Genomic DNA, 18,203 nt, shown 5'->3' with positions numbered 1-18,203 from the left:
CCATCGGAAAGTCACGAGGCGGATGGAACACCAAGATTCATATGGTTGCCGCGGATGCTCGAACGGCCGTGACGTTCTGCCTCTCGCCTGGACAGGCTCACGACGCGCCCGAAGGCCGGCGCCTGCTCAGCAGTCTTGGGCCGACCAGTAGACCAGTGCACTTGTTGATGGACCGTGCCTACGAGGGCAATGAGACACGGCAGTTGGCATTGGATCTGGGTTTCATTCCAGTGGTGCCACCAATGAAGACGCGCATTGAGCCTTGGGAGTACGACCGCGAGATGTACAAGCGTCGCAACGAGGTCGAGCGCTTGTTCCGTCGGCTCAAAGGCTATCGGCGCATCTTCTCGCGGTTCGAGAAACTCGACCTCATGTTCCTGGGCTTCATCAGTTTCGTACTCGTCGCTGATGGTCTGCGATTGTGTTAACAGGCCCTAGTCGCCCCTTCTTTCACCGCATACCCGCTATCAGGCCACTGCTTTTCTGTTCCGTGTGCGTTCGAACGCTTGGCCGAACATGCTCTTGAAGCTTGCATCGAAGGGACTTGCAACCGAGGTCCCTTCCTCCAGTGGCTCTGGAACATCGACCTGGGCGGTCTCTGAATCGGCAGGGAGAGCTGAGGCAAGCTGCGGCGTTGGGACCTCGACTGGCGCTGAAGCGAGCATATGGCCGAGATGCGCCAAGCCACCCCGACTCATGGCCATTCGGACCTGGTAGCCGAGCTGGATCAAATGCAGGACCTCCATATTGAGCCCGACAGGGTTGATGCCTTTGAGGTAGTCCTGGGCTCCACTGCCATCGGGGGGTATGGAGACCCGGATTCGCAAAACATCCCCCGGCTTCTCCGTCCGTTTTCTCTGAGCCATGATGTGATCCCTTCGATCAGCGGTTTGCCGAAGCTTCGGCCGCCGCGTAGTCCGCTACCACTTGAAAGCCCCGCACGTTGGAGAAGGTAGAGCCGCCGTCCATCTTCAGGCGGCGGCGCAGTACAGGCGCGTGTTCGCGAAGAAATTCAAAGAACACCGCACCACCACCACCGCAGACCAAGATGTTGTCGAAGTCATTCAAGGCGCCCACCGTGTTGAGCATGGCCTCGTAACCACGGCGAAGGACCTCGTTGATGGCACCCTTGTAGCGAGCCATTTCGTAGTCCTCACCACCAATCCGAACGGTTTCCCGGTTATCGCGGATGGCCAGGTCAATCGCCTGGATCACACCGTATTGGTTTTTCAACTCCGGATCGATCGCTTGAGCTACCTCATATGCACAAGCCAGCATCGACTCTGGATGTGCTCCGGAGCGTTCGTAATTGGGGACCTTGTCGTACGCCGCCAAGAAGTCGATCGTTCCGCCCCCGACGTCGACCACAAGATTCCAGCCACTCATATCAAAGTCCTTGTGCGTGAGGCCGTAGTAGTACAGGGATCCGAGGGGCTGCACGATGACCGAGGCGTCCAGCACCGTCACGTGCCGTGCACCTGCCGCTGGGTCGCGGCTGATCACTTCGTGGCGACCGATGACCAGCTCACGCAAGTGCTCCTCGTATTCGTCAAAGGTGTTGAGTGGGAGTCCAACGGTCAGATGCTGGATCGTCATCTCTTTCGGATTGCCCTCGTCGACCAACATGTAGTGCATGGCTCCGCGCATGAGCGCGAGGTAGGAGGGCGAGGTGCAGTAGTCCTTCATGACATGGCGTGGCTGAAGTCCTTTGAGGTGCATCTCGACACCGCGGCCGGCAAAGTGCTGCACCCCATCGATTTCACTGATGCAACCGTCAGCGCCAGGCGTGCCAGGTTTATGTCGGAAGGGGGCACCATCGCGCAGCGTGGCGGTGATCGACGGAAACAGGTCCGCGTGAATGATTGGGACACCTCGTGCCACCTTGTGGCCACAGGTGAACTTGGTGCTGGCGTAGCCCACGTCGATGGCTCGCGCGGGAACGGTGATCAGATGTGCGTCGCGTTTCATAGGACTCTCCGGGAAAAAATGGCTGCACAAAGGTGTGCTGCCGGGAATTTTCTTGGGGCCTTCGCACCTCTGCAAGCGATGCGGACCAGTTGCTGGCCATGAAAGGCCACGCGAGGCCATGCGAGGCCGGGAAACGCGTGTCGAAGAGGAGCGGCTGCTAGATGATGGCCACCGTAGGCCATACGAGGCCATGGACGGCCACGAAACTATGTGTGGGCGAAGCAGAACACCCGGAGCGTCAAAATGGTGGCCATGCGAGGCCATAGGAGGCCATACGAGGCCACAACCAGTGTGGTGCGAGTCGCGACTCCTTAGCAGCCTCTGCTTGGCGGCCAGGGAAAGTCACAGGGGATGCAACGCTCATCGTGATACGCCATCCAATCAGTTGGGACTTGCACACGAAGGAAGGTGTGAGCGTCGAGGTTGCGCAAAGTCTTGATGCGCAAACATAGCTATGCGTAGCACTCGTTACCCACATGCTCGCGCCCATGTCAGAGACAAGGGCTAGAAAAGGAGGGTTGAAAGACAGAGTGAAGAGAAGGCCGTTGATTTGTCAGCCGTTCTTGCCCATTTGACATGAGGGAAACGAAAACGGAAAGAAATCTGTCAACTGTGGATAACTCGCACTTCGCGCACGACGCGGCACCAACTATCCACAACTGGTCCGCATCAAATGACAAGACGCGGCACAGCCCCTAATATCCGTTTCGCTGTACCTCGGTACGTCGACATCCCGGTTCACACCAGTGATGTCATAGCCCATCGGGCAAACCGCCAACCGACGCTCCAATGTGAGTTTCCTAAGGCAACAAGTCGGCCTCCCAAGTTGGATGTCGCAGATCAAGACGCTGCTCTGTACGGAGCATCGCAAAACAGGTCGCATAAATGACCAGCTGCTGAACCCGCGATGCGGTTCGGAAGTGGTGGCCCCCGAATGGGGATTGCCCACAGCAAGCCAACAAGGCCTTCCTATGGAGGTCGCCAGCCAAAGCTCCTGCTACGGAGCATGTGTGGACGCGCAAGCGTATAGATCAACTCACGTTTTGACTTTGCTCTGACAACTGCCTTCGGGTGGCCAGTCACAGTACCTCCCGCCTGGCATGTCCGGGAGCCCGCAGGGGCCTAAAAAGGGGAAGGTGGGACAAGCAGCAAAGGACAACGCCGCCAATTCAGTCTGGCGGTGAAGTGAGTTCACCTGGGTAGTGAATAACTACTCTGGTCTAGCCAACCCACATGGCTCTGTCTGAGAAGACAGTATCCCCCCCGAACGCCATCACTGCGTCGGGGTGCCCATCCAGAAGGATGGTGGTCACACAAGGATTCCACTTGTGCCGACAGGACGGCTTGCTAACGAAAAACGGAAAAAACCGAAGACTGACGTGCCTTGCCCAGGGGCCTTGTACCGGGCGACCAGTAGCGAAAGAAGCGCCAGATGCGTCTGGCTTGTTGTGTGTGCGCGAGGGTTTAGACGTGCGGGTGTGAATGCGCCCTCAGGTGTCAGCCCTCACCACACCTTGCGTAACCCATGGAGCGAGAGAAATGAAAGACAAGGAAAAAGACAGCGGCGGGCCGGGAAAGAAGTTCCGAGCAAAGTCGCGTGCAGAGGCGCTGACCCGGGGCGGTCCGGGCAGTGCCGCAGGGCGGGCGCAAGAAGCCATCAATGCCCACCCCAACGACCCCTTGCGGCAGATGACCCGATTTCTCCACGATCTGGACTTGCAGGCGTCTAACGGTCGCGTGCGCCAAGTCGCCCATCGGACAGAGACTTCGTTCGGCCGCACGCTGAAGAACGCAATTCAGGATCTGCGCAAAGTCAGGATGCCCATTCAGCGCATTGACCAGATTGGGCGCAGCCAGGCCATGGCATTGGTCGTGTACTGGGCGAACGAGTTGGGTCACAGTGCTTCAACGATCCAGAACAAGCTGACCAACATCCGCAAGTTCTGTGACCTCATCGGCAAGATCGGTGCAATCCCGAAGAAGGAAGAGCTTTACCAGGACCTGGAGGCAAAAGGAGTAGATCGCTCGGCTCTCAAACGCCACCAGGTCACGCACGGCAGCAAAACGTGGAGAGCCGCTGGGGTGGATGCCAGCGCGATCATTGCACTCATGGAGGAAGAAAACCCTCACGAGGCACGGCTGTTCGAGCTTGAGCATTGTTTCGGGCTGCGCGTGAACGAGGCGCTGAGCTACCGCCCGATGGAGTCCGAACGTGTGGATGGCGTGATGGTGAACCTCGGCACCAAGGGTGGCAAAGGCCGCTTTGTGCCCTACCTGAAGGATCCTGTGAAGGCCGCCAGACAGCGCGAGGTGCAGAACCGCGCGCGAGCTTGGGCACAGAACCATCCCAAGGGGGAGATGGGCTACGCGCGCATGTCGATTGAAGATGCCCGCACCAAGTATTACAACGAGCTGCGCAAGTACGGCATCAACAAGAAAAACATGGGGATCTCCAGCCACGGGTTGCGCCACGAGTTTGCGGCCGACTACTTCGAGGACATCACCGGTCACCGCCCACCCGCAGAGGGGCAGGAGTCCTCCAAATGGTTCAAGGAGAACCGTGATCTGGTCGAGCACGCCTACAAGAAGGTGTCCGAAGCGCTGGGCCACTGGCGCAAGGACATCTCGACGGCCTACCTGAGCTCGGTGTCCTTCATGAGCAAGACCCAGCTCAAGCGTGTCGAGAAGCTGCTTGAGGTGTTTCAGATCACGCCGGGCGTTGCCGAAGGCCTGCTCGATGCGGGTGTGGAACGTGCGTGGCTCACCGGGCGCGCGGCGATGGGTGTCGAGATGGCGCACACCGAGCGCATCCATCTCACCGTGACGCTGGAGCAGGGCGTGGAGTTGGCGGCGCTGGTCGAGATCCAGGCGCTGCTGGAGAAGTTGCTTCCTAGCCGCGTGCAGGTCTCCCCGCTGCTGCTGGGCGTGCAGCCTGATGACGGCGTGGAGGTCTTCCTGGACTGAGTTGGAACACCTTGGCTGGGCGTGGAGCTATGCCGGGTTGGATTGGGTGCTCGTTTCTGGTGTGCCTTTGAAAGCCAGCACGAGCATCAACATCCCAGCCACAGGTGGAATGCAAAGCAGCAATGCCCACCAGCCGGAGCCCAAACCATCACGAGATCGCTTGATCACCTGCAATGCGATGGCCAGCAGGACCAGGAGGAACGCAATGCCACCGAAAAGGCTTTTGCTCTGGCCAAACAACACGACGATGGCAACTGCACCTGCCAACAGAAAGGACATTCGCAAGCTGTAGGCAGATCTGGAGATACGGCCCTTGGGGTGTTGCTCCTTCTTCCTCGGTAGATGCCTGCATGGCTGGTCCGCGAGGGCTGGCCATGGGGGAGTTCGCGTGTTGTATTCTGCGGTCCTCAACACGCCAGTGAGCCGCCTTTGAACAAGCCGCAGATGTCCCACCGAGAGGCTTTTCGTGAGCTCGAACTCACCGAAGGATTGCCTCTGGCTGAGGTCAAGGCCCAGTACCGGCGCTTGGCCAAGCTATGGCACCCCGACAAGAACAAGACCCCCGGGGCCAGCGCGCGCATGGTGCGCATCAACCTGGCCTACGAGGTCCTGTGCCAGTTCTACAGCACGCCGTTCACGGGCTACACCACGCACGACAGCGGGCAAGGCTTCAGCGAAGGGGGTTCGGTGGTTACGGCAGGCGATACCACAGCGACCCGTTCAACGATGCCGACCGCTTCGGTGGCTCCAGGCACGACAACGACGAGCCGCTGTATGCCAAGCGGGGCCGAACCGTCACCCGAAAAATCAAAATCACTCTCCACGAGGCGGTCTTTGGATGCAAACGGACTGTGCAGGGCGAGGTCACCGATCTGTGCGCGCAATGCGGCGGCGCGGGAAACAAAGGTCACCCGCAGATGTGCGCCGAATGTGGTGGGCGTGGCAAGCTTTTCGATGGTTTCCTCAACAGGTACAGAACGACAGATGTGAGGTGCAGCAAGTGCGCGGGAACTGGGTTTAGAAGCACCAGATGCTCAACCTGCAACGGCTCGGGACAGGGCGAAAGCCGTCAGTGGTCGGAGCAAGTCACCATTCCCCCGGGCGCGTTTCACCAGGGTGTCCTTCGGATGCAGGGCAAGGGCGGCAGATCCAACAACAAGCACCTCCACGGCGATCTGGTCCTCTCCATCGAGATCATCGAGCATCCGCTGTTTATGACATCGGCCTCATACGATGTGCTCGAAAAGGATGCCATCGGGGTGGTCGTGCCTGTCTCGTTTTGGACCTGGATCCTGGGCGGGGAGGTTGTGGTGCCACTTCTGCAAGGCAGTCGCGTCGTGAAGTTCGCAGCCCGAGAGCAGCTGATTTCCATCCCGGGGGAAGGCTTGCCCTGCGCGCGCGACCCCGGCAAGCGCGGTGCTCTCATCGTGGAGCTCCTGCCCTGTGAGGACACCAAACTGAGCCCCGAACACCGCAGACTGGTCGAACGGATGGCCAAAGAGCAGCAAAGCGCGCGACTCAATCAATGGAGCCATGCGATGCGCGACTGGACATTTGGTTCGACCGAGAGCCGTTTTGGCGAGGCAATGCCAAAGAAGAAGGCCGACAGGAAGAAGGCCGACAGCGCAGGCTGATGCGGGCCGGTCAGGACTGCTGCAGGAACAGACTGGCCACCGCAGCACGGTGGCGCGCCAATGGGAGTACCAGAGCGGTGAGCTCAGAGCCGGCGGCGCACCGCTCAGTGAAAGTCGCTCTCCAGCTGGTGGCGCACCGCCAGGATCACGACCTCGGCTGGGCCCTCAATTTGAAACAGCGCCACGTAGCCGCTGCTGCCAAACGAAATCACCAGCTCACGGACGAAGGAACTCTGCCCTGCCTTGCGGCAGGTGAAGGGCGATGTTTTGAGGGTGGCCACGCCTGCGTGGATGGCCTGCAGCGCACGCTCGGGCAAGCTCAGGTCACCACCGTCGCGCGAAAGCTCGCGCTCGAGCACAAAGTCGAACAGCCGTTCGAGGTCTTCAAATGCCTCGCGCGTGAAGCGAACCCGAAAGCTCAACGCTTGACCACGGTTGACGATCGCTGGGTTTTCCCGCGCGCAACGTCCAGTTTGTGTTGCAGTCGATCAAGCACCACATCCGCGTCGACGTAATGCCCATTGCGCTTTGCTTCTTCGCCAGAGCGCAGTCCGCGAGCAATGAACTCTGCTTGAGCCCTGCGATGGTGCACTCCGGCGCGGATCGACGCCTCCACGAACTCCGACAGCGTCTCACCCTGGCCAAGCACCGACTCGACCTCTGCCCGGAAAGCAGGGTCAACACGCACGGAGGGAATGGAGGCGGACTTCACGCGAACAGTGTAGCGCAAACGCAATGCAAAGCTGGGAATGCTCCCTGTTGCCAGTCGTCCGGCGCAACCGGCGCTTTTTCGTTTTGAGTTTTCGCGAGTGCTGCGAGTCGTGACATCACACTGGTCCGCATCGCTTGCCGACCTCACAACTCACCGATAACCTCTCGTCCTGACTTGGCCCTCGTGCCATTCGCCGCCGGCGCCGACACCTTCGGTGCCGTGCCGGCCATCAACTTCAACCCAATGGGGCCACTTCGCTCCTTTGGGTGCTGTGGTCCCTGCTTTATTCAAGTGGAGAACCACAACATGACTCAACAGAAAACCGCCGCCCGAGGTATGGGCAGCAGCGTGATCAGCTTTCCTGATCGCGGCCCCTGGGGCGACAGCAAGTGGCGCGGCAACGCGTCCGGGCATGTCTACCGCACGCTCTTTGAACAGCTCTCGCCAAAGGTGTTCGTCGATCCTATGGTTGGGTCAGGCACCAGCGTCGAAGTGGCCCGAGAGATGGGCATCGAAAGTTACAGTTACGACCTTCGCGATGGTTACAACGCCGTCACCATGGACCTCCTCACGAAGGTGGGGAAGCACGCTGATCTGATCGTGTCCCACCCGCCTTACGGTTCGATGATCCGGTATGCTGGTCCCGGTGGGATGTGGGGTGACAAGCCCCATCCCGACGATCTCGGCAACTGTATTGATGACGCCGATTTCCACGAAAAGATGCAGGCCGTCCTGCTCAACCAGCGACGCGCCACGCGTCCAGGTGGCTACTACGGCACGCTCATCGGTGACTGGCGACGGGGCTCCGTCTATTCAAGCTACCAGGCCGAGATGATCGCGCGCATGCCGTCCAACGAGCTGGCCGCCGTGATCATCAAGATGCAGCACAACTGCCTCTCAGACCTCAAAACCTACGGTCGCATGAAGCTCCCGAAATTGGTTCATGAGTACTTGATCCTCTGGGAGAAACGCGGCGTCTCAGCCGTGGTTCTGCTCTCGGGCATGGTCAAGGAACAAGCGCAACGCGTCACAGGCACCTGGAAGAACATCGTCCGATGTGTCCTGCAGGGGCTTGGAGGCAAAGCGTCGCTGGACAAGCTGTACGCCGCCATCGCAGCCGCAGCACCGGAGCGGTTGGCCACCAACAACTTTTGGCGCGAGAAGGTTCGACAGACCTTGAACTCCAACGCCGACACCTTCCGCAACGAAGACCGTGGCATCTGGTCGCTGACCTGACGCGTACCTGTCTTTCACTTCTCGTTCTCCCATCGGGGCACACCGCTCCGATGGGGCGGACCCCCTCTCACAAGGATTTCCATATGAACAAGACTGTTCGAGTCACGCTGCGCGCCAACGTGATCCGCGAGTACACCGAAGTCGTCTCCGTGCCGATGAGCGCCACCCACGATGAACTGCAGGCCTACGCCCGCAGCCGCCTTGAGCAGGTGCCCAGCGGCGAGTTCGAAGACACCACCGAGCTTTGGACGCTGGAGAGCGCCAAGATCCAGGTGCTGAAGGAACCTGCCGATCGCGACACGCTGCGTGCGGCACTGGATGAACAGGGCAGGCTCTGCGCCTACCTTGCTGCTTCCAAACGCCCGGTCGAGGCGCCCACCGACTGGCCGCGCGGCACCACGCAGCCCTTCTGGGTGAGACCGCTCGATACAGCCCACCCGGACGGTGGCGAGGACGCCTGGCTCTTTGAAGTACGCGACATCAACGGCAACCTGCTGGCAGATCGCCTGATTCGCGGCCGTCGAGGCCTCAACGAGTTCTACGAAAACATGGTGGGCTACCAGCCGGACACGGATGAATACCGCCACGACCTCGACAAGCTGCGAGACGAGGTGCTGGAGATGTTCTACAGATCCACCACCAACGATCCCAACTGAGATCGAGAAACGACAACAGGCCCGATGAACAAGGACTACAAGGCACCTTTCCCCACCCCTCACGGCTCACAAGCTGTGGGGGGTTTTCTTTTGGGGGGTTTTCATTTGGGTGATGCCGCGCGCGGATCGGCTGCAGCGTAACTGGTCCGCATCGCTGGCGCGTTTGGGCAAGCCCACACAGAATGGATTCCGACACGGCCCCTGGCCATGTAGGCGCAACGCGAAAGCGATGGCGCCCTGAACCCCTCCCGGTATTTCCCCCTCCCTCTGCAGGTGGACTTCCCCCGGTCGGGGAGAAGTGCATCTGTGGATCCCTGCGCTTCGAAAGAGGACGTTTCAAAGGACTTCCCCATGCATCTCTCTTTGACCGCACCCCTGACGATCCGTCACATCGTCTCGCGCAAGCCCTACGAGCTGCTTCCCGTGGCCATGGCGCGTGCGACCCCCAGCACCGACCCTTCCCTGTGGCGCAAGTTCGTCAAGCTGGGCGGACGCGTGCTGCCGATCACGCCCGAGGACACGCAGCGCGTGCGCGAGTACATGCGCACGCACGGCACCGAAGCCCTCAGCGAGGACGGTGTGCGCGCGTTCACCCTCAACGGTGAGTTCCTGGCCGAATGCGACCCCGGTGTGTGCGGCGAACCCGACCACCTGGCGCTGGTCGAGTACCGAGGAGCCAGCCATGCAAAAAGCCCGCAAGTCCCTGTACCTGCAGCTTCGCAAGGCCGGCCTGAGCAGCCGCCACGCCGGACGCGCCGCCCGCAACGAACTGGCGATCCCCCTGCAGCAATGCCGGGCCCAGATCGTCAACATGCGCACCGCCATGGGCCAGACGCACTTCATCAGCTTGCAGCTGGAGGAGTTGCTGGCCCAGGTACGCAACAACCGACGCGAAGCCCTGCGCTTCGCGCTGGTGGACAAAAGCGGTACAGAGCCCCATCCGGCTCAGTTCCCGCAGCGTCGAGACCACGACCTGATCTGCAGCTTCGAAGACCTCGCGCACCACTACGGTCGCTGGGCCCGCCGCAGCCTGTGTCATGTCCACCACCTCTCCCGCTCCCTTCGTGAGATTCAGGCCCGCAACGGTCTGAGCCTCATCCCCTGAAACCCGCGCAGCGCTGCACCTGCAGCCTGCGCACTCTGGACTCCTTCCATGAAAACCCAAACCAACATCCTCCGCCGCCTGTTCGTCACCTTCGTCGCACAGGAGTGGATCGGAGACGTGGCCATGGCCTTCAACCCGCCCGAAGAGATTGACGCCACGGACCATCTGCTGAGCCTCACGCTCAACGAACTGCACGCGATCAAGGACCGTGACGGCAGCAGCGACGAATTCGTCGATGCGGTCGCCTGGGGCCACTACGGTCCCTTCGAGGTCCGGGTCGTCGATGCCGTGCAGGCCTACTTCGGTGTCAGCCAGCTCGGCGAGATCACGCAGCAGACGCTTGACGCAGCCAAGGCCGGCGAACTGCCGGCATTGGAGACGCAGACGCCGGACGTGGACCGCACGCACCTGCTGCAAAGCTGGATGCTCACCTACGGGGCCTACGCGCTGCTGTTCGCCTGCGAAGCGGAGAACATCACGCATGCCATCGAACAGTGCGAAAACGCCAACCCCGGCGAAGCCATCATCGGTGCCTTCAAGGTGCCCACGGCCTGCCTGGGACAGACACCCACCCTTGACCAGGTGGACCACGTCCGAGAGATGGTGACGCTGCAGACCGCACAGGCGGCCGCCGCGCTGGCCTGATCGAAGCAACCCAACCCCTCGCCCCGCGCCTCACGGCCGGGGCTTTTTTTTGGTCAAAAGTTAGTTCCCGAAGGGGTCTCGCAAAGCGTCAGAATCGGAACCATAGAATGATCTGTGCCATTTCGCACTGAGAAGGGTAGACATGACCACCTATGCCGAGTCGTTCAAGCGAGAAGTCGCACGCGTATCCAAGAAGGAAGTTCGTGGCGAAATCACGCCACTGCGCAAAGCCACCACCACGCACCGAAGCGAGATCGCAGCCCTGAAGAAGTCGGTCAAGAGCCTTGAGGCGACCGTGCGCCAGCTCGTCAAGCTGGCCAACCGCACCGGCGCCACAGCGGCGGCTGCGCCCGCCAAAGCAGCCAAGGCAGACAAGCCAGCCGCCTCACCGCGCACGCGCGGTGCGTTCGATGCAGCCGCTTTCGCCGAGCACCGCAAACAGATGGGCCTGACGCAAACGCAATGGGCCAAGATCGTGGGCGTGTCCAGCCTGTCGATCTACAAGTGGGAGAAGGGTGGTGTGCAGCCCCGCGAGAAGCAGCTTGCCGCCATCCGCGAGGCCATGAGCCTGAGCAAGCGGCGCGCGCTGGCCATCGCCAAGAGCTGAGGCCCACCCAAGATCACCGGGAGAGTCGCCGTGTGCAACCGATACCTCTCTCCCAGCGGCGCCGACATCGAGTCGATGTGGCAGCTGCACGGTGGCAATCCGTCGGCCGGTGGGGGCGTCTTTCCACGCAACACCGGGCCATTCGTGCGCCGCGCGCGCGAAGACGCCGGCTACTCGCGCGAACTGGTGCTCGGCCAATGGGGGCTGATCCCCTGGTTCGCCAAGACGGCCAAGCTCACCTACAGCACGAACAACGCGCGATCGGAGGAATTGGCCGCCAAGGCGAGCTACAAGGCCCCTTGGGCGCGCGGGCAGCGCTGCATCATCCCGGCCATCACCTTCGATGAGCCATGCTGGGAGACCGGGCGCAACGTGTGGTGGACGTTCGCCAGGGCAGACGGCAGGCTCTGGGGCTTGGCGGGGCTGTGGAACACCTGGACCGACCGCGCCAGCGGCGAGATGTTTGAGTCGTACACGATGTTGACGACCAACGCGGACGAGCACCCGCTCATGAGCCGCATGCACAAACCAGACCCAAAGCTCGCGCCGGATCAGCAGGACAAGCGCAGCGTGATCGCCATCGAAGAAGAAGACGTGGACCTGTGGCTCACGGGTACGGAGAAGGATGTCCAGCCGTTCCTGCGTCCGCCGCCGCTGGAGCTCAGCGTGGCCACGCACGCCTGAAATCACCCAGTCGAGCAGGGTGTTAGCGTGTCAACGCCCTGAACCCACCCCGTTGGGCAGGAGAGTCTGCGTGCAGGATGTCGGAAACTGACACCCAGCATGAAGAACGACAAACAAACCCCCTCCCTCGACGTTCCTGTGGCCGTGCTGCCCATGTACGGCATCGTGCGGTTCGCCTTCGCAGCCCGAGGCAAACGGCCCACCAGCAAACACGTGATCGAGTTGCCACGCGGCGCACTCCGCCTGACGTGCGACGAAATGCTGGCCGTGCTCGCCACCGCACCGGTGCAACAGTTCCTCATGAGCTGGCGCCTGAACCTCGTGAAGATGCCCGTCCAGGAACTGCTTGAAGCGCTGGTTCGTGTCGAAATGGGCAACCTGCAGCAGGCCATCAGCGCCCGTCAGGCGCGCCTCGCCGCCTGGGAGGACCAGCGCGAGAGCGTGCAGCGCAGCGCGGCTGCCGAGGTGGAAGAGATGGACCGACGCGCGTTGCGCGGCATGGCCAGCAAGCTCACCCACGCCCCTCAGGGCGGTATGCCCGCCGCGGTGCAGATTTTCAAGTGGGGCCACGACCTGGCTGTCAAAGCCTGCGAGGACCGCTCACACGGCTTCGAGTCACACTGGGACTTCGAACTGGCCGCCATCACCTTTGGTGACGAGTTGGAAATGGAGTTGCGCTACGTCGACCCCTGCATCGGCGAGCTGCTCAACCCGGCCAGCCTGCAGGCATTGCGCGACTTCGAATCCCATCGCACACCGGGCAAGGTCGTTGTGGAAGCGGCCTGAAGGCCCGCTTGCATCCTTAGGTCGATCCAGCCCCTTGGAGTTTCCAAACTCCTCGTCCCGGTAGCACCCGAGGTATGAGTGCCACCCCGAAGGGACCAGCCTGCGCGGGCGCAGTGTTGTCGTCCACCGTTTCCACGAACGCCTGTCCCCGGATTGCGCCAAGGACTCGCTAACTCAGGAAGTGATTGTTCTGTGGTGCCTTGCAGTGCAGACACATGTTGCAAAACGGAAAGCGAGTGGGTTTGCCGTCAATGACGTCCTTGCGGCCGACCGGGTTCAAGCCCTGGGCCGCCAGATCGTCGTTGGACACCACCGCATGCAGGGCCTCAAGCCGCTTGGAAATGCTCGCCACGGTGTAAGCGGGCGAGTCCCAGCGCCCCTCGTAGAAATCTGCCGCCGTCAGCGCTTCATCCTCTGGCGAACTGCCCCCTTCCACGTGCTCCAGCACCTGCTTCACCGGCTTCTTGCACGCCCAGCACGCATCCTCGATGTACTCCACCAGATGGGGCCGGTTGTAGAGCGGAATCGCCCAATCGAGGCGCTTGTGCAGCATGGCCTTCACGAACTCGGTCAGGCGCACCCCAAACGGCTCGACCATCGGCTCCTCGCCCACCACCACGGACCGCAAGCTGAAGGCGGGCGTCTGCTGGTCCAGCTCCATGGTGGCTTGCCGCGCCCGGGCACCGAAGAACCACGCGCCCCGCACGCCCGAGGATCGGTAGCGAGTCTGCCTGCGCACCGTCTCCGCATCTCTTTGGGGTGACAGCTGCACCTCCAGCGCGAGCTTGGCAGTTCCCTTTTCGCAGTAGACGTCAGCCACCCATTGCTCACCCTCGGGCGACTGGCCAGGCCATTCGGAGGTGACGCTCCAGCCCGCATCCATCGCGGCCTGGGCAATGAGCGACTTGCAGTACAGGTGTTCGGGGCTCTCGTCGGCGGTGGTGCACTCACCCCGGCACGCGTGCGCGAAAAAGAAGGTGCCGCGCGGGCTCGTCTTGGGCACGGCGGGCACGTTGCAGCACGGCATCCACAAGGTCAGGGCCTTGGCCTTGTGTCGCGTCCTGAGATCCTGCCACTGCTGCGCGTTCAACGCGAAAGCGAGCACGTCCCCTTGGTCACTGCCAGCTCGGATCGGCACGTCGCGCGGTCTCTTTCAGGTTCAGGGGCGGTGGGCTCACAGATGGAGGCCTGCCAGCTTGGAGGGGGACACGCTCGCGTCCACCGGCAGGGTGAAGTAGAGGGCGCAGCCGTGATCGGGTGTGCTGTCGGCCCAGATCTTCCCGCCATGGCGCTGGACAATGCGCTGCGCCAGCGCCAGCCCGGTGCCGGCGCCGGAGAAATCCAGCGAGTGGTGCTGCCGGGCGAACATCACGAAGAGGTTGTTGGCCGCTTTGGACACATCAAAGCCCACCCCGTTGTCGACCACGAAGAACTGGCCCCAGTGCTCGCTCTCCTGGCTCCAGCCGATCTGCACTTCGGGCTTGGGGCGCTTGCGGCTGAACTTGACGGCGTTGTCCAGCACGTGGCTCAGCAAGTCGGTCACCAGCATGGGGTCGCCCACCACCACCGGCAGGTCTTCGTGCACGGTCCAGCTGACCTCCACGTCCGGGAACCGCTGCATCACCCGCGTGATCAGGCCTTCGACCAGCGTGCCCAGCGGCATCGGTGCGGGGTGCAGATCGACGCGTCCGATGCGGGCGTAGGTCAACAGCGCCTCCACCATGCCGTTGAGGCGCTGGCTGGCCGCGCGCATCCCGTCGCGGTACAGATCAAGCCCCTCGACTTCGACACCTTCCAGCCCCTCCAGCATCAGCCCCGCATAGGTGTTGATGTGGCGCAGGGGGCCTCGCAGATCGTGTGTGATGTGGTGTGTGAACACGTCCAGATCCCGGTTGGGCACCACGTACTGGCGCACACGCTCGGAAACCCGGCGCTCCAGCTCCCCGTTGAGGTCGTTCATCACCTTGTCGAGGTCCTTGGCGGCCGTCATGTCCCGCGTGATGCAGGAGAGGCCTTCGACTTCGTCGTTCTCGCCACGCAGCGCCGTGATGAGCGTGTGCGCCCAGAAGTGCTGACCATCGGCCCGCAGGCGCCAGCCTCGGGATTCCCACTGTCCTCGCTGGATGGCCAGTCGAATCGCGTCCTCGGGTGCGATCTCGTCCTGCTCGCCCTTCATGGTGGCTGTCATGGCGCCGTAGTGCTTGCCCATGACGTTCTCGCTGGAGAAGCCGTGCAGCCGGTGCGCGCTCTCGCTCCATTCCGTGATCCGGCCCGTGCTGTCCAGAAAGAAGATGCAGGAGTCCTGCAGCGCCTCGGCCATCAGGCTGTACCTGCGTTTGGTGCGGCTCAACTCAGCGGTGCGCCGGGCAACCCGGGCTTCGAGCTCCATGTTGGCGTGCAGCACCAGGTCCTCCGTGCGCCGGCGCTCGGTGATGTCCTCGATCTCGATGAACACGCCCCGAACGCCCTCCGCCGCACCACCATCGGGCAGCACGCGGCACTCCAGGTATTGAGTGGTGCCGTCCTGTGCCTGCTTCTCGATCAGAAAGGTCTGCTTGTCACCCGAGAGCGCCGGCATCACGCGCGGCAGCATCTCTCGCACCTCATCGGTGTCAAAGCATTCTTCGAACGAGCGGCCCAGCAAGATTTCCCGCCGCGCGCCCACATGAGCGCACAGCGCACGGTTCACGAACAGGCAGGTCAGATCGGCGTCGAAGTAGGCCTGGCGGGCGGTCGTGCGGTCCGTGATCGAGCGCATGCGCTCGCTGCTGTCGAGCAGCTCGGCCATGACGCGTGCGCGCTCCGTGATGTCGGTGAGCGCCAGCGCGCAGGCCAGAAAATCGCCCGCTGGTGAACGCACAGCTGAGGCCCCGGCCAGCAACGACATGTGGGAGCCATCGGAGCGGGTGAGCTTGAGCTCGAAGGAGGGCGGCAGCAGATCCTGTTGCACCGACTCGATGGCCAACAGGACAGCGTCCTGCGTGGCGGGGTGCTCCAGACCCAGAGCGGCCCCGATCTGGCTCTCGGTGACTGTATCGCGCTGGCTGCGGCCCAACCAGCGCTTGAGTGTGGTGTTGGCATGCAACACGGTCGCGCTCCCCTTCAGAAGCAGGATCGCGCACGGCGCCTGGTCGAGGGCCCACTGTGCCAGTTCCGCTGGTGAAGACGCAGCCTGCTCGCCATCCTCCCCTGCAGGCGGTGCTGTTTCTTCGGTTCGGTCGTTCATTGCAAAAGCCGACTGAACGTCGTCGGTGAGGTGATTCTGAGAGGACATGAAGCGAATGTATGCAAATTGACGCATCCATTCGCCTGGCTATCTGGGCAATATTCACGCGTTGAGCGGGGTTTGAATTCGCAAGCAACCCATTGGACCCTCCCTGCGGAAGAGGCCTCTCCTTGTAGGCCGGTAATGCTTTCTGGGACATATGGCCATAGAGATGAACGAAGTGAAGCGTCCTTACCAGCGAAAGTTCTCGCTGCGTGGAGCCTTTGTGACCAGTGGCAAGGCGCTTCCGCCCAACGCGACGCACTCCAATGTTCGATTGCGAACACAAACATCAAAGGGGTACGTTTGTATGCATGCCAACAATTGACGATTTCGTCACGGCAAGGAGCGGAAGAGCGTGGGGAGGGCCGAACTTAGGGTGGTCTGCATCGCTTGCGGCCGGTTGAGCGCACCCGTACCATCGGCTTCGTCTTGGATCTCATCCAGCACGCGGCCTTTTGGTCGCCATCAACTTTCTGCTCCGTCTGGAGCAACCCACCCGACCGGGAACCACTCCCGGTCAGGGGGGTGGTTTTCTGGTCTTTCCAACCATCAAGGACACACATGGAAACCACCCAAACCAACCTGCCTGCCACCACCGTGCGGGCGAACGTCAACGAACGCGCGTTCTTCAAGTCCATGCGCCACCTGTTCGCCTCCAGCTTCTCCGTCATGGGGGAGATGGTTAAGAACGCACGGCGTGCGCATTCCACCAAGATCGCCATCATCTGCGGCAGCGCCACACGCGTGATCACCATCAGCGACAACGGCATGGGCATCGACAAGTTCGACGTCCTGCTCGATCTGGCCACCAGTGGCTGGGAGAGTACCGAAACGCAGCTGAGCGAGCGTCCCTTCGGCATGGCTTCTTCAGTTCGTGCTGCGCAGCCGACCGCGTTGTCGTCATGTCCAAGCGCAACCTTGGGCAAATCGCCTTGGTGCGTTTGCACAAGCACGGCGCCGCATGTGCTGCAGACCCGCTCGAGTACAGCGGGCCGCACCGACGCCCTGGCGGTCGACGAAGACATGCTCAGGCGCATCTGCGGTGTTGCCGTGAGTGCCGAGTAGTTGGAGCAAGCCCTGTGGCATGCGGTTCGCCCCGGTGAACTGGTCGGAGGTGAACTTGGTGGTTCGTTCCACCACAACGCGACGCTCGTGAAGGCCAAGGCCGACTGAGCCAGCGCAACGTGACAAGAAGTCACTTCTGAGGAGCCCCGGATGCCATGTGCATTCGGGGCCTTTCTCATTTCTGGGGCCGACCTGCGTGCGCCCCATGAATTTGACAGCACCCCTTTCTCCGATAGCTTGCTCACTATGCAACTCGATCTCTTCACCTCGGCCCTCGAAACCTATCTGAACGGTGTGATTCTGAGCAACGACAACCTGTTCGGCCAGCTGATCGAACCCGGCGCTCGGCGCCGATGCGGACCTGCGAGAGAAACACGCCATCGGCTGCAGCGGCCAATAAAAGAGCCCACCAAACGTCGGGTGACATGGCTTCAATACAACCGCGAGTCACAAAGCATTGACGCGCAAACCACACGGGACATATCCTGGACACAGACCAGTGCTCAGGGTGTTGGTATTGAGGCTTTCATCGAAGGAAATTTGGCAAGAGAAGTGCGTCAGGCCTTTTTCCGGTGCCGCGCGTTGGCTTCATTTCCCGCCACACACATGAAACGACTGCGTTCGTCTCCGCGACGAACTCATCGCGCATGTGTGAGAACAGTAGGTAGGTCAACTCGGTGGCTCGATGGAACATCGCCGCTCACTCTATGTAGACTTCCCGGGCGCTTGTCGATTGCGCGCCTGGTTCGGTCTACGCACTCAGCGGCGCCCAAAAACGATGCCGTTTAAATGACAGAACTGTAATCATTTGGTCAGAGTGCTGACGGCATCTTCTGCATACAGTCCACCACACCGAAAAAGCGAACCGTTGGT

At 61.6% G+C, this 18,203-nt stretch carries 18 protein-coding genes and 1 pseudogene; 12 read left to right on the top strand and 7 right to left on the bottom strand.

Annotation, left to right across the window (positions count from 1 at the left end; all coding sequences use genetic code 11):
* A partial coding sequence (locus ACN4F8_RS00590) for an IS5 family transposase (protein WP_419471789.1) occupies window positions 1-428 on the top strand: 428 nt, incomplete at its 5' end.
* 39 nt (window positions 429-467) lie between these two features.
* On the opposite strand, the gene ACN4F8_RS00585 is transcribed toward ACN4F8_RS00590, so the two are convergent.
* Both ACN4F8_RS00585 and ACN4F8_RS00580 read right to left on the bottom strand, forming a co-directional pair.
* Window positions 468-866 carry a hypothetical protein gene (locus tag ACN4F8_RS00585; protein WP_419471788.1) on the bottom strand — a complete coding sequence of 133 codons (399 nt, stop codon included), beginning with the start codon at window positions 864-866 and terminating at the stop codon, window positions 468-470.
* Window positions 867-882: 16 nt separating this feature from the next.
* A complete protein-coding gene (locus ACN4F8_RS00580; protein ID WP_419471787.1) occupies window positions 883-1,968 on the bottom strand; it encodes a hypothetical protein in 1,086 nt (361 codons plus the stop codon).
* Window positions 1,969-3,507: 1,539 nt separating this feature from the next.
* On the opposite strand from ACN4F8_RS00580, the gene ACN4F8_RS00575 reads away from it, so the two are divergent.
* Complete coding sequence (locus ACN4F8_RS00575) at window positions 3,508-4,932, top strand: hypothetical protein (protein WP_419471786.1); 1,425 nt, start codon at window positions 3,508-3,510, stop codon at window positions 4,930-4,932.
* Window positions 4,933-4,959: 27 nt separating this feature from the next.
* Here the strand turns inward: ACN4F8_RS00575 and ACN4F8_RS00570 are convergent, their stop codons facing one another.
* The gene (locus ACN4F8_RS00570; RefSeq protein WP_419471791.1) at window positions 4,960-5,346 is read right to left on the bottom strand and encodes a DUF805 domain-containing protein; all 387 of its coding nucleotides are present in this window, start codon (window positions 5,344-5,346) and stop codon (window positions 4,960-4,962) included.
* Between ACN4F8_RS00570 and ACN4F8_RS00565 the strand changes: the two are divergent.
* Together ACN4F8_RS00565 and ACN4F8_RS00560 are read left to right on the top strand one after the other, a co-directional pair.
* Window positions 5,275-5,535, top strand: a pseudogene (locus ACN4F8_RS00565) (J domain-containing protein); the annotation flags it as partial. The gene ACN4F8_RS00570 and the pseudogene ACN4F8_RS00565 overlap by 72 nt on opposite strands.
* The gene (locus ACN4F8_RS00560) at window positions 5,469-6,566 is read left to right on the top strand and encodes a DnaJ C-terminal domain-containing protein (protein WP_419471785.1); all 1,098 of its coding nucleotides are present in this window, start codon (window positions 5,469-5,471) and stop codon (window positions 6,564-6,566) included. The pseudogene ACN4F8_RS00565 and the gene ACN4F8_RS00560, both read left to right, overlap by 67 nt.
* 104 nt (window positions 6,567-6,670) lie before the next feature.
* On the opposite strand, the gene ACN4F8_RS00555 is transcribed toward ACN4F8_RS00560, so the two are convergent.
* Window positions 6,671-6,988, bottom strand: coding sequence for a type II toxin-antitoxin system RelE/ParE family toxin (locus ACN4F8_RS00555; protein WP_419471784.1), 318 nt, complete (start codon window positions 6,986-6,988; stop codon window positions 6,671-6,673).
* A complete protein-coding gene (locus ACN4F8_RS00550; RefSeq protein WP_419471783.1) occupies window positions 6,985-7,278 on the bottom strand; it encodes a YlcI/YnfO family protein in 294 nt (97 codons plus the stop codon). The genes ACN4F8_RS00555 and ACN4F8_RS00550 overlap by 4 nt, the downstream gene beginning before the upstream one ends.
* Window positions 7,279-7,461: 183 nt before the next feature.
* Here ACN4F8_RS00550 and ACN4F8_RS00545 point away from each other — a divergent pair, with 183 nt between their 5' ends.
* The 7 genes from ACN4F8_RS00545 (at window position 7,462) to ACN4F8_RS00515 (ending at window position 12,997) form a co-directional block, all read left to right on the top strand.
* The gene (locus ACN4F8_RS00545; protein WP_419471782.1) at window positions 7,462-8,514 is read left to right on the top strand and encodes a hypothetical protein; all 1,053 of its coding nucleotides are present in this window, start codon (window positions 7,462-7,464) and stop codon (window positions 8,512-8,514) included.
* An 83-nt stretch (window positions 8,515-8,597) separates the two neighbouring features.
* Window positions 8,598-9,170: a hypothetical protein gene (locus tag ACN4F8_RS00540; RefSeq protein ID WP_419471781.1), complete on the top strand. Its 573-nt coding sequence runs from the start codon at window positions 8,598-8,600 to the stop codon at window positions 9,168-9,170.
* A 682-nt stretch (window positions 9,171-9,852) separates the two neighbouring features.
* Window positions 9,853-10,275, top strand: coding sequence for a hypothetical protein (locus ACN4F8_RS00535; protein ID WP_419471780.1), 423 nt, complete (start codon window positions 9,853-9,855; stop codon window positions 10,273-10,275).
* Between the two features lie 48 nt (window positions 10,276-10,323).
* Window positions 10,324-10,920, top strand: a complete 597-nt coding sequence (locus tag ACN4F8_RS00530; protein WP_419471779.1) for a hypothetical protein — start codon at window positions 10,324-10,326, stop codon at window positions 10,918-10,920.
* Window positions 10,921-11,062: 142 nt separating this feature from the next.
* Window positions 11,063-11,527, top strand: a complete 465-nt coding sequence (locus ACN4F8_RS00525; protein WP_419471778.1) for a helix-turn-helix domain-containing protein — start codon at window positions 11,063-11,065, stop codon at window positions 11,525-11,527.
* A gap of 30 nt (window positions 11,528-11,557) precedes the next feature.
* Window positions 11,558-12,211 (top strand): SOS response-associated peptidase, encoded by a 654-nt coding sequence (locus tag ACN4F8_RS00520; RefSeq protein WP_419471777.1) that lies wholly within the window; start codon window positions 11,558-11,560, stop codon window positions 12,209-12,211.
* Window positions 12,212-12,310: 99 nt separating this feature from the next.
* Entirely contained in the window at window positions 12,311-12,997 is a 687-nt protein-coding gene (locus ACN4F8_RS00515; RefSeq protein ID WP_419471776.1) for a hypothetical protein, read from the top strand.
* Window positions 12,998-13,166: 169 nt separating this feature from the next.
* Here the strand turns inward: ACN4F8_RS00515 and ACN4F8_RS00510 are convergent, their stop codons facing one another.
* Both ACN4F8_RS00510 and ACN4F8_RS00505 read right to left on the bottom strand, forming a co-directional pair.
* Window positions 13,167-14,135 carry a hypothetical protein gene (locus ACN4F8_RS00510; protein ID WP_419471775.1) on the bottom strand — a complete coding sequence of 323 codons (969 nt, stop codon included), beginning with the start codon at window positions 14,133-14,135 and terminating at the stop codon, window positions 13,167-13,169.
* Window positions 14,136-14,171: 36 nt separating this feature from the next.
* Window positions 14,172-16,223, bottom strand: coding sequence for a PAS domain-containing sensor histidine kinase (locus ACN4F8_RS00505; protein ID WP_419471790.1), 2,052 nt, complete (start codon window positions 16,221-16,223; stop codon window positions 14,172-14,174).
* A gap of 603 nt (window positions 16,224-16,826) precedes the next feature.
* On the opposite strand from ACN4F8_RS00505, the gene ACN4F8_RS00500 reads away from it, so the two are divergent.
* Complete coding sequence (locus ACN4F8_RS00500; RefSeq protein ID WP_419471774.1) at window positions 16,827-17,330, top strand: ATP-binding protein; 504 nt, start codon at window positions 16,827-16,829, stop codon at window positions 17,328-17,330.
* Window positions 17,331-18,203: the final 873 nt, after the last annotated feature.

Source organism: Hydrogenophaga sp. (assembly GCF_048549895.1).
Lineage (GTDB): Bacteria > Pseudomonadota > Gammaproteobacteria > Burkholderiales > Burkholderiaceae_C > Hydrogenophaga.
This window is presented reverse-complemented; position numbering and strand designations above follow the sequence as displayed.

Coding starts and splice junctions, on each gene's coding strand:
- ACN4F8_RS00530 (WP_419471779.1), top strand. CDS start 10,324: ATGAAAACCCAAACCAACATCCTCCGCCGCCTGTTCGTCACCTTCGTC.
- ACN4F8_RS00575 (WP_419471786.1), top strand. CDS start 3,508: ATGAAAGACAAGGAAAAAGACAGCGGCGGGCCGGGAAAGAAGTTCCGA.
- ACN4F8_RS00515 (WP_419471776.1), top strand. CDS start 12,311: ATGAAGAACGACAAACAAACCCCCTCCCTCGACGTTCCTGTGGCCGTG.
- ACN4F8_RS00580 (WP_419471787.1), bottom strand. CDS start 1,968: ATGAAACGCGACGCACATCTGATCACCGTTCCCGCGCGAGCCATCGAC.
- ACN4F8_RS00585 (WP_419471788.1), bottom strand. CDS start 866: ATGGCTCAGAGAAAACGGACGGAGAAGCCGGGGGATGTTTTGCGAATC.
- ACN4F8_RS00525 (WP_419471778.1), top strand. CDS start 11,063: ATGACCACCTATGCCGAGTCGTTCAAGCGAGAAGTCGCACGCGTATCC.
- ACN4F8_RS00540 (WP_419471781.1), top strand. CDS start 8,598: ATGAACAAGACTGTTCGAGTCACGCTGCGCGCCAACGTGATCCGCGAG.
- ACN4F8_RS00560 (WP_419471785.1), top strand. CDS start 5,469: ATGGCACCCCGACAAGAACAAGACCCCCGGGGCCAGCGCGCGCATGGT.
- ACN4F8_RS00535 (WP_419471780.1), top strand. CDS start 9,853: ATGCAAAAAGCCCGCAAGTCCCTGTACCTGCAGCTTCGCAAGGCCGGC.
- ACN4F8_RS00500 (WP_419471774.1), top strand. CDS start 16,827: ATGGAAACCACCCAAACCAACCTGCCTGCCACCACCGTGCGGGCGAAC.
- ACN4F8_RS00505 (WP_419471790.1), bottom strand. CDS start 16,223: ATGAACGACCGAACCGAAGAAACAGCACCGCCTGCAGGGGAGGATGGC.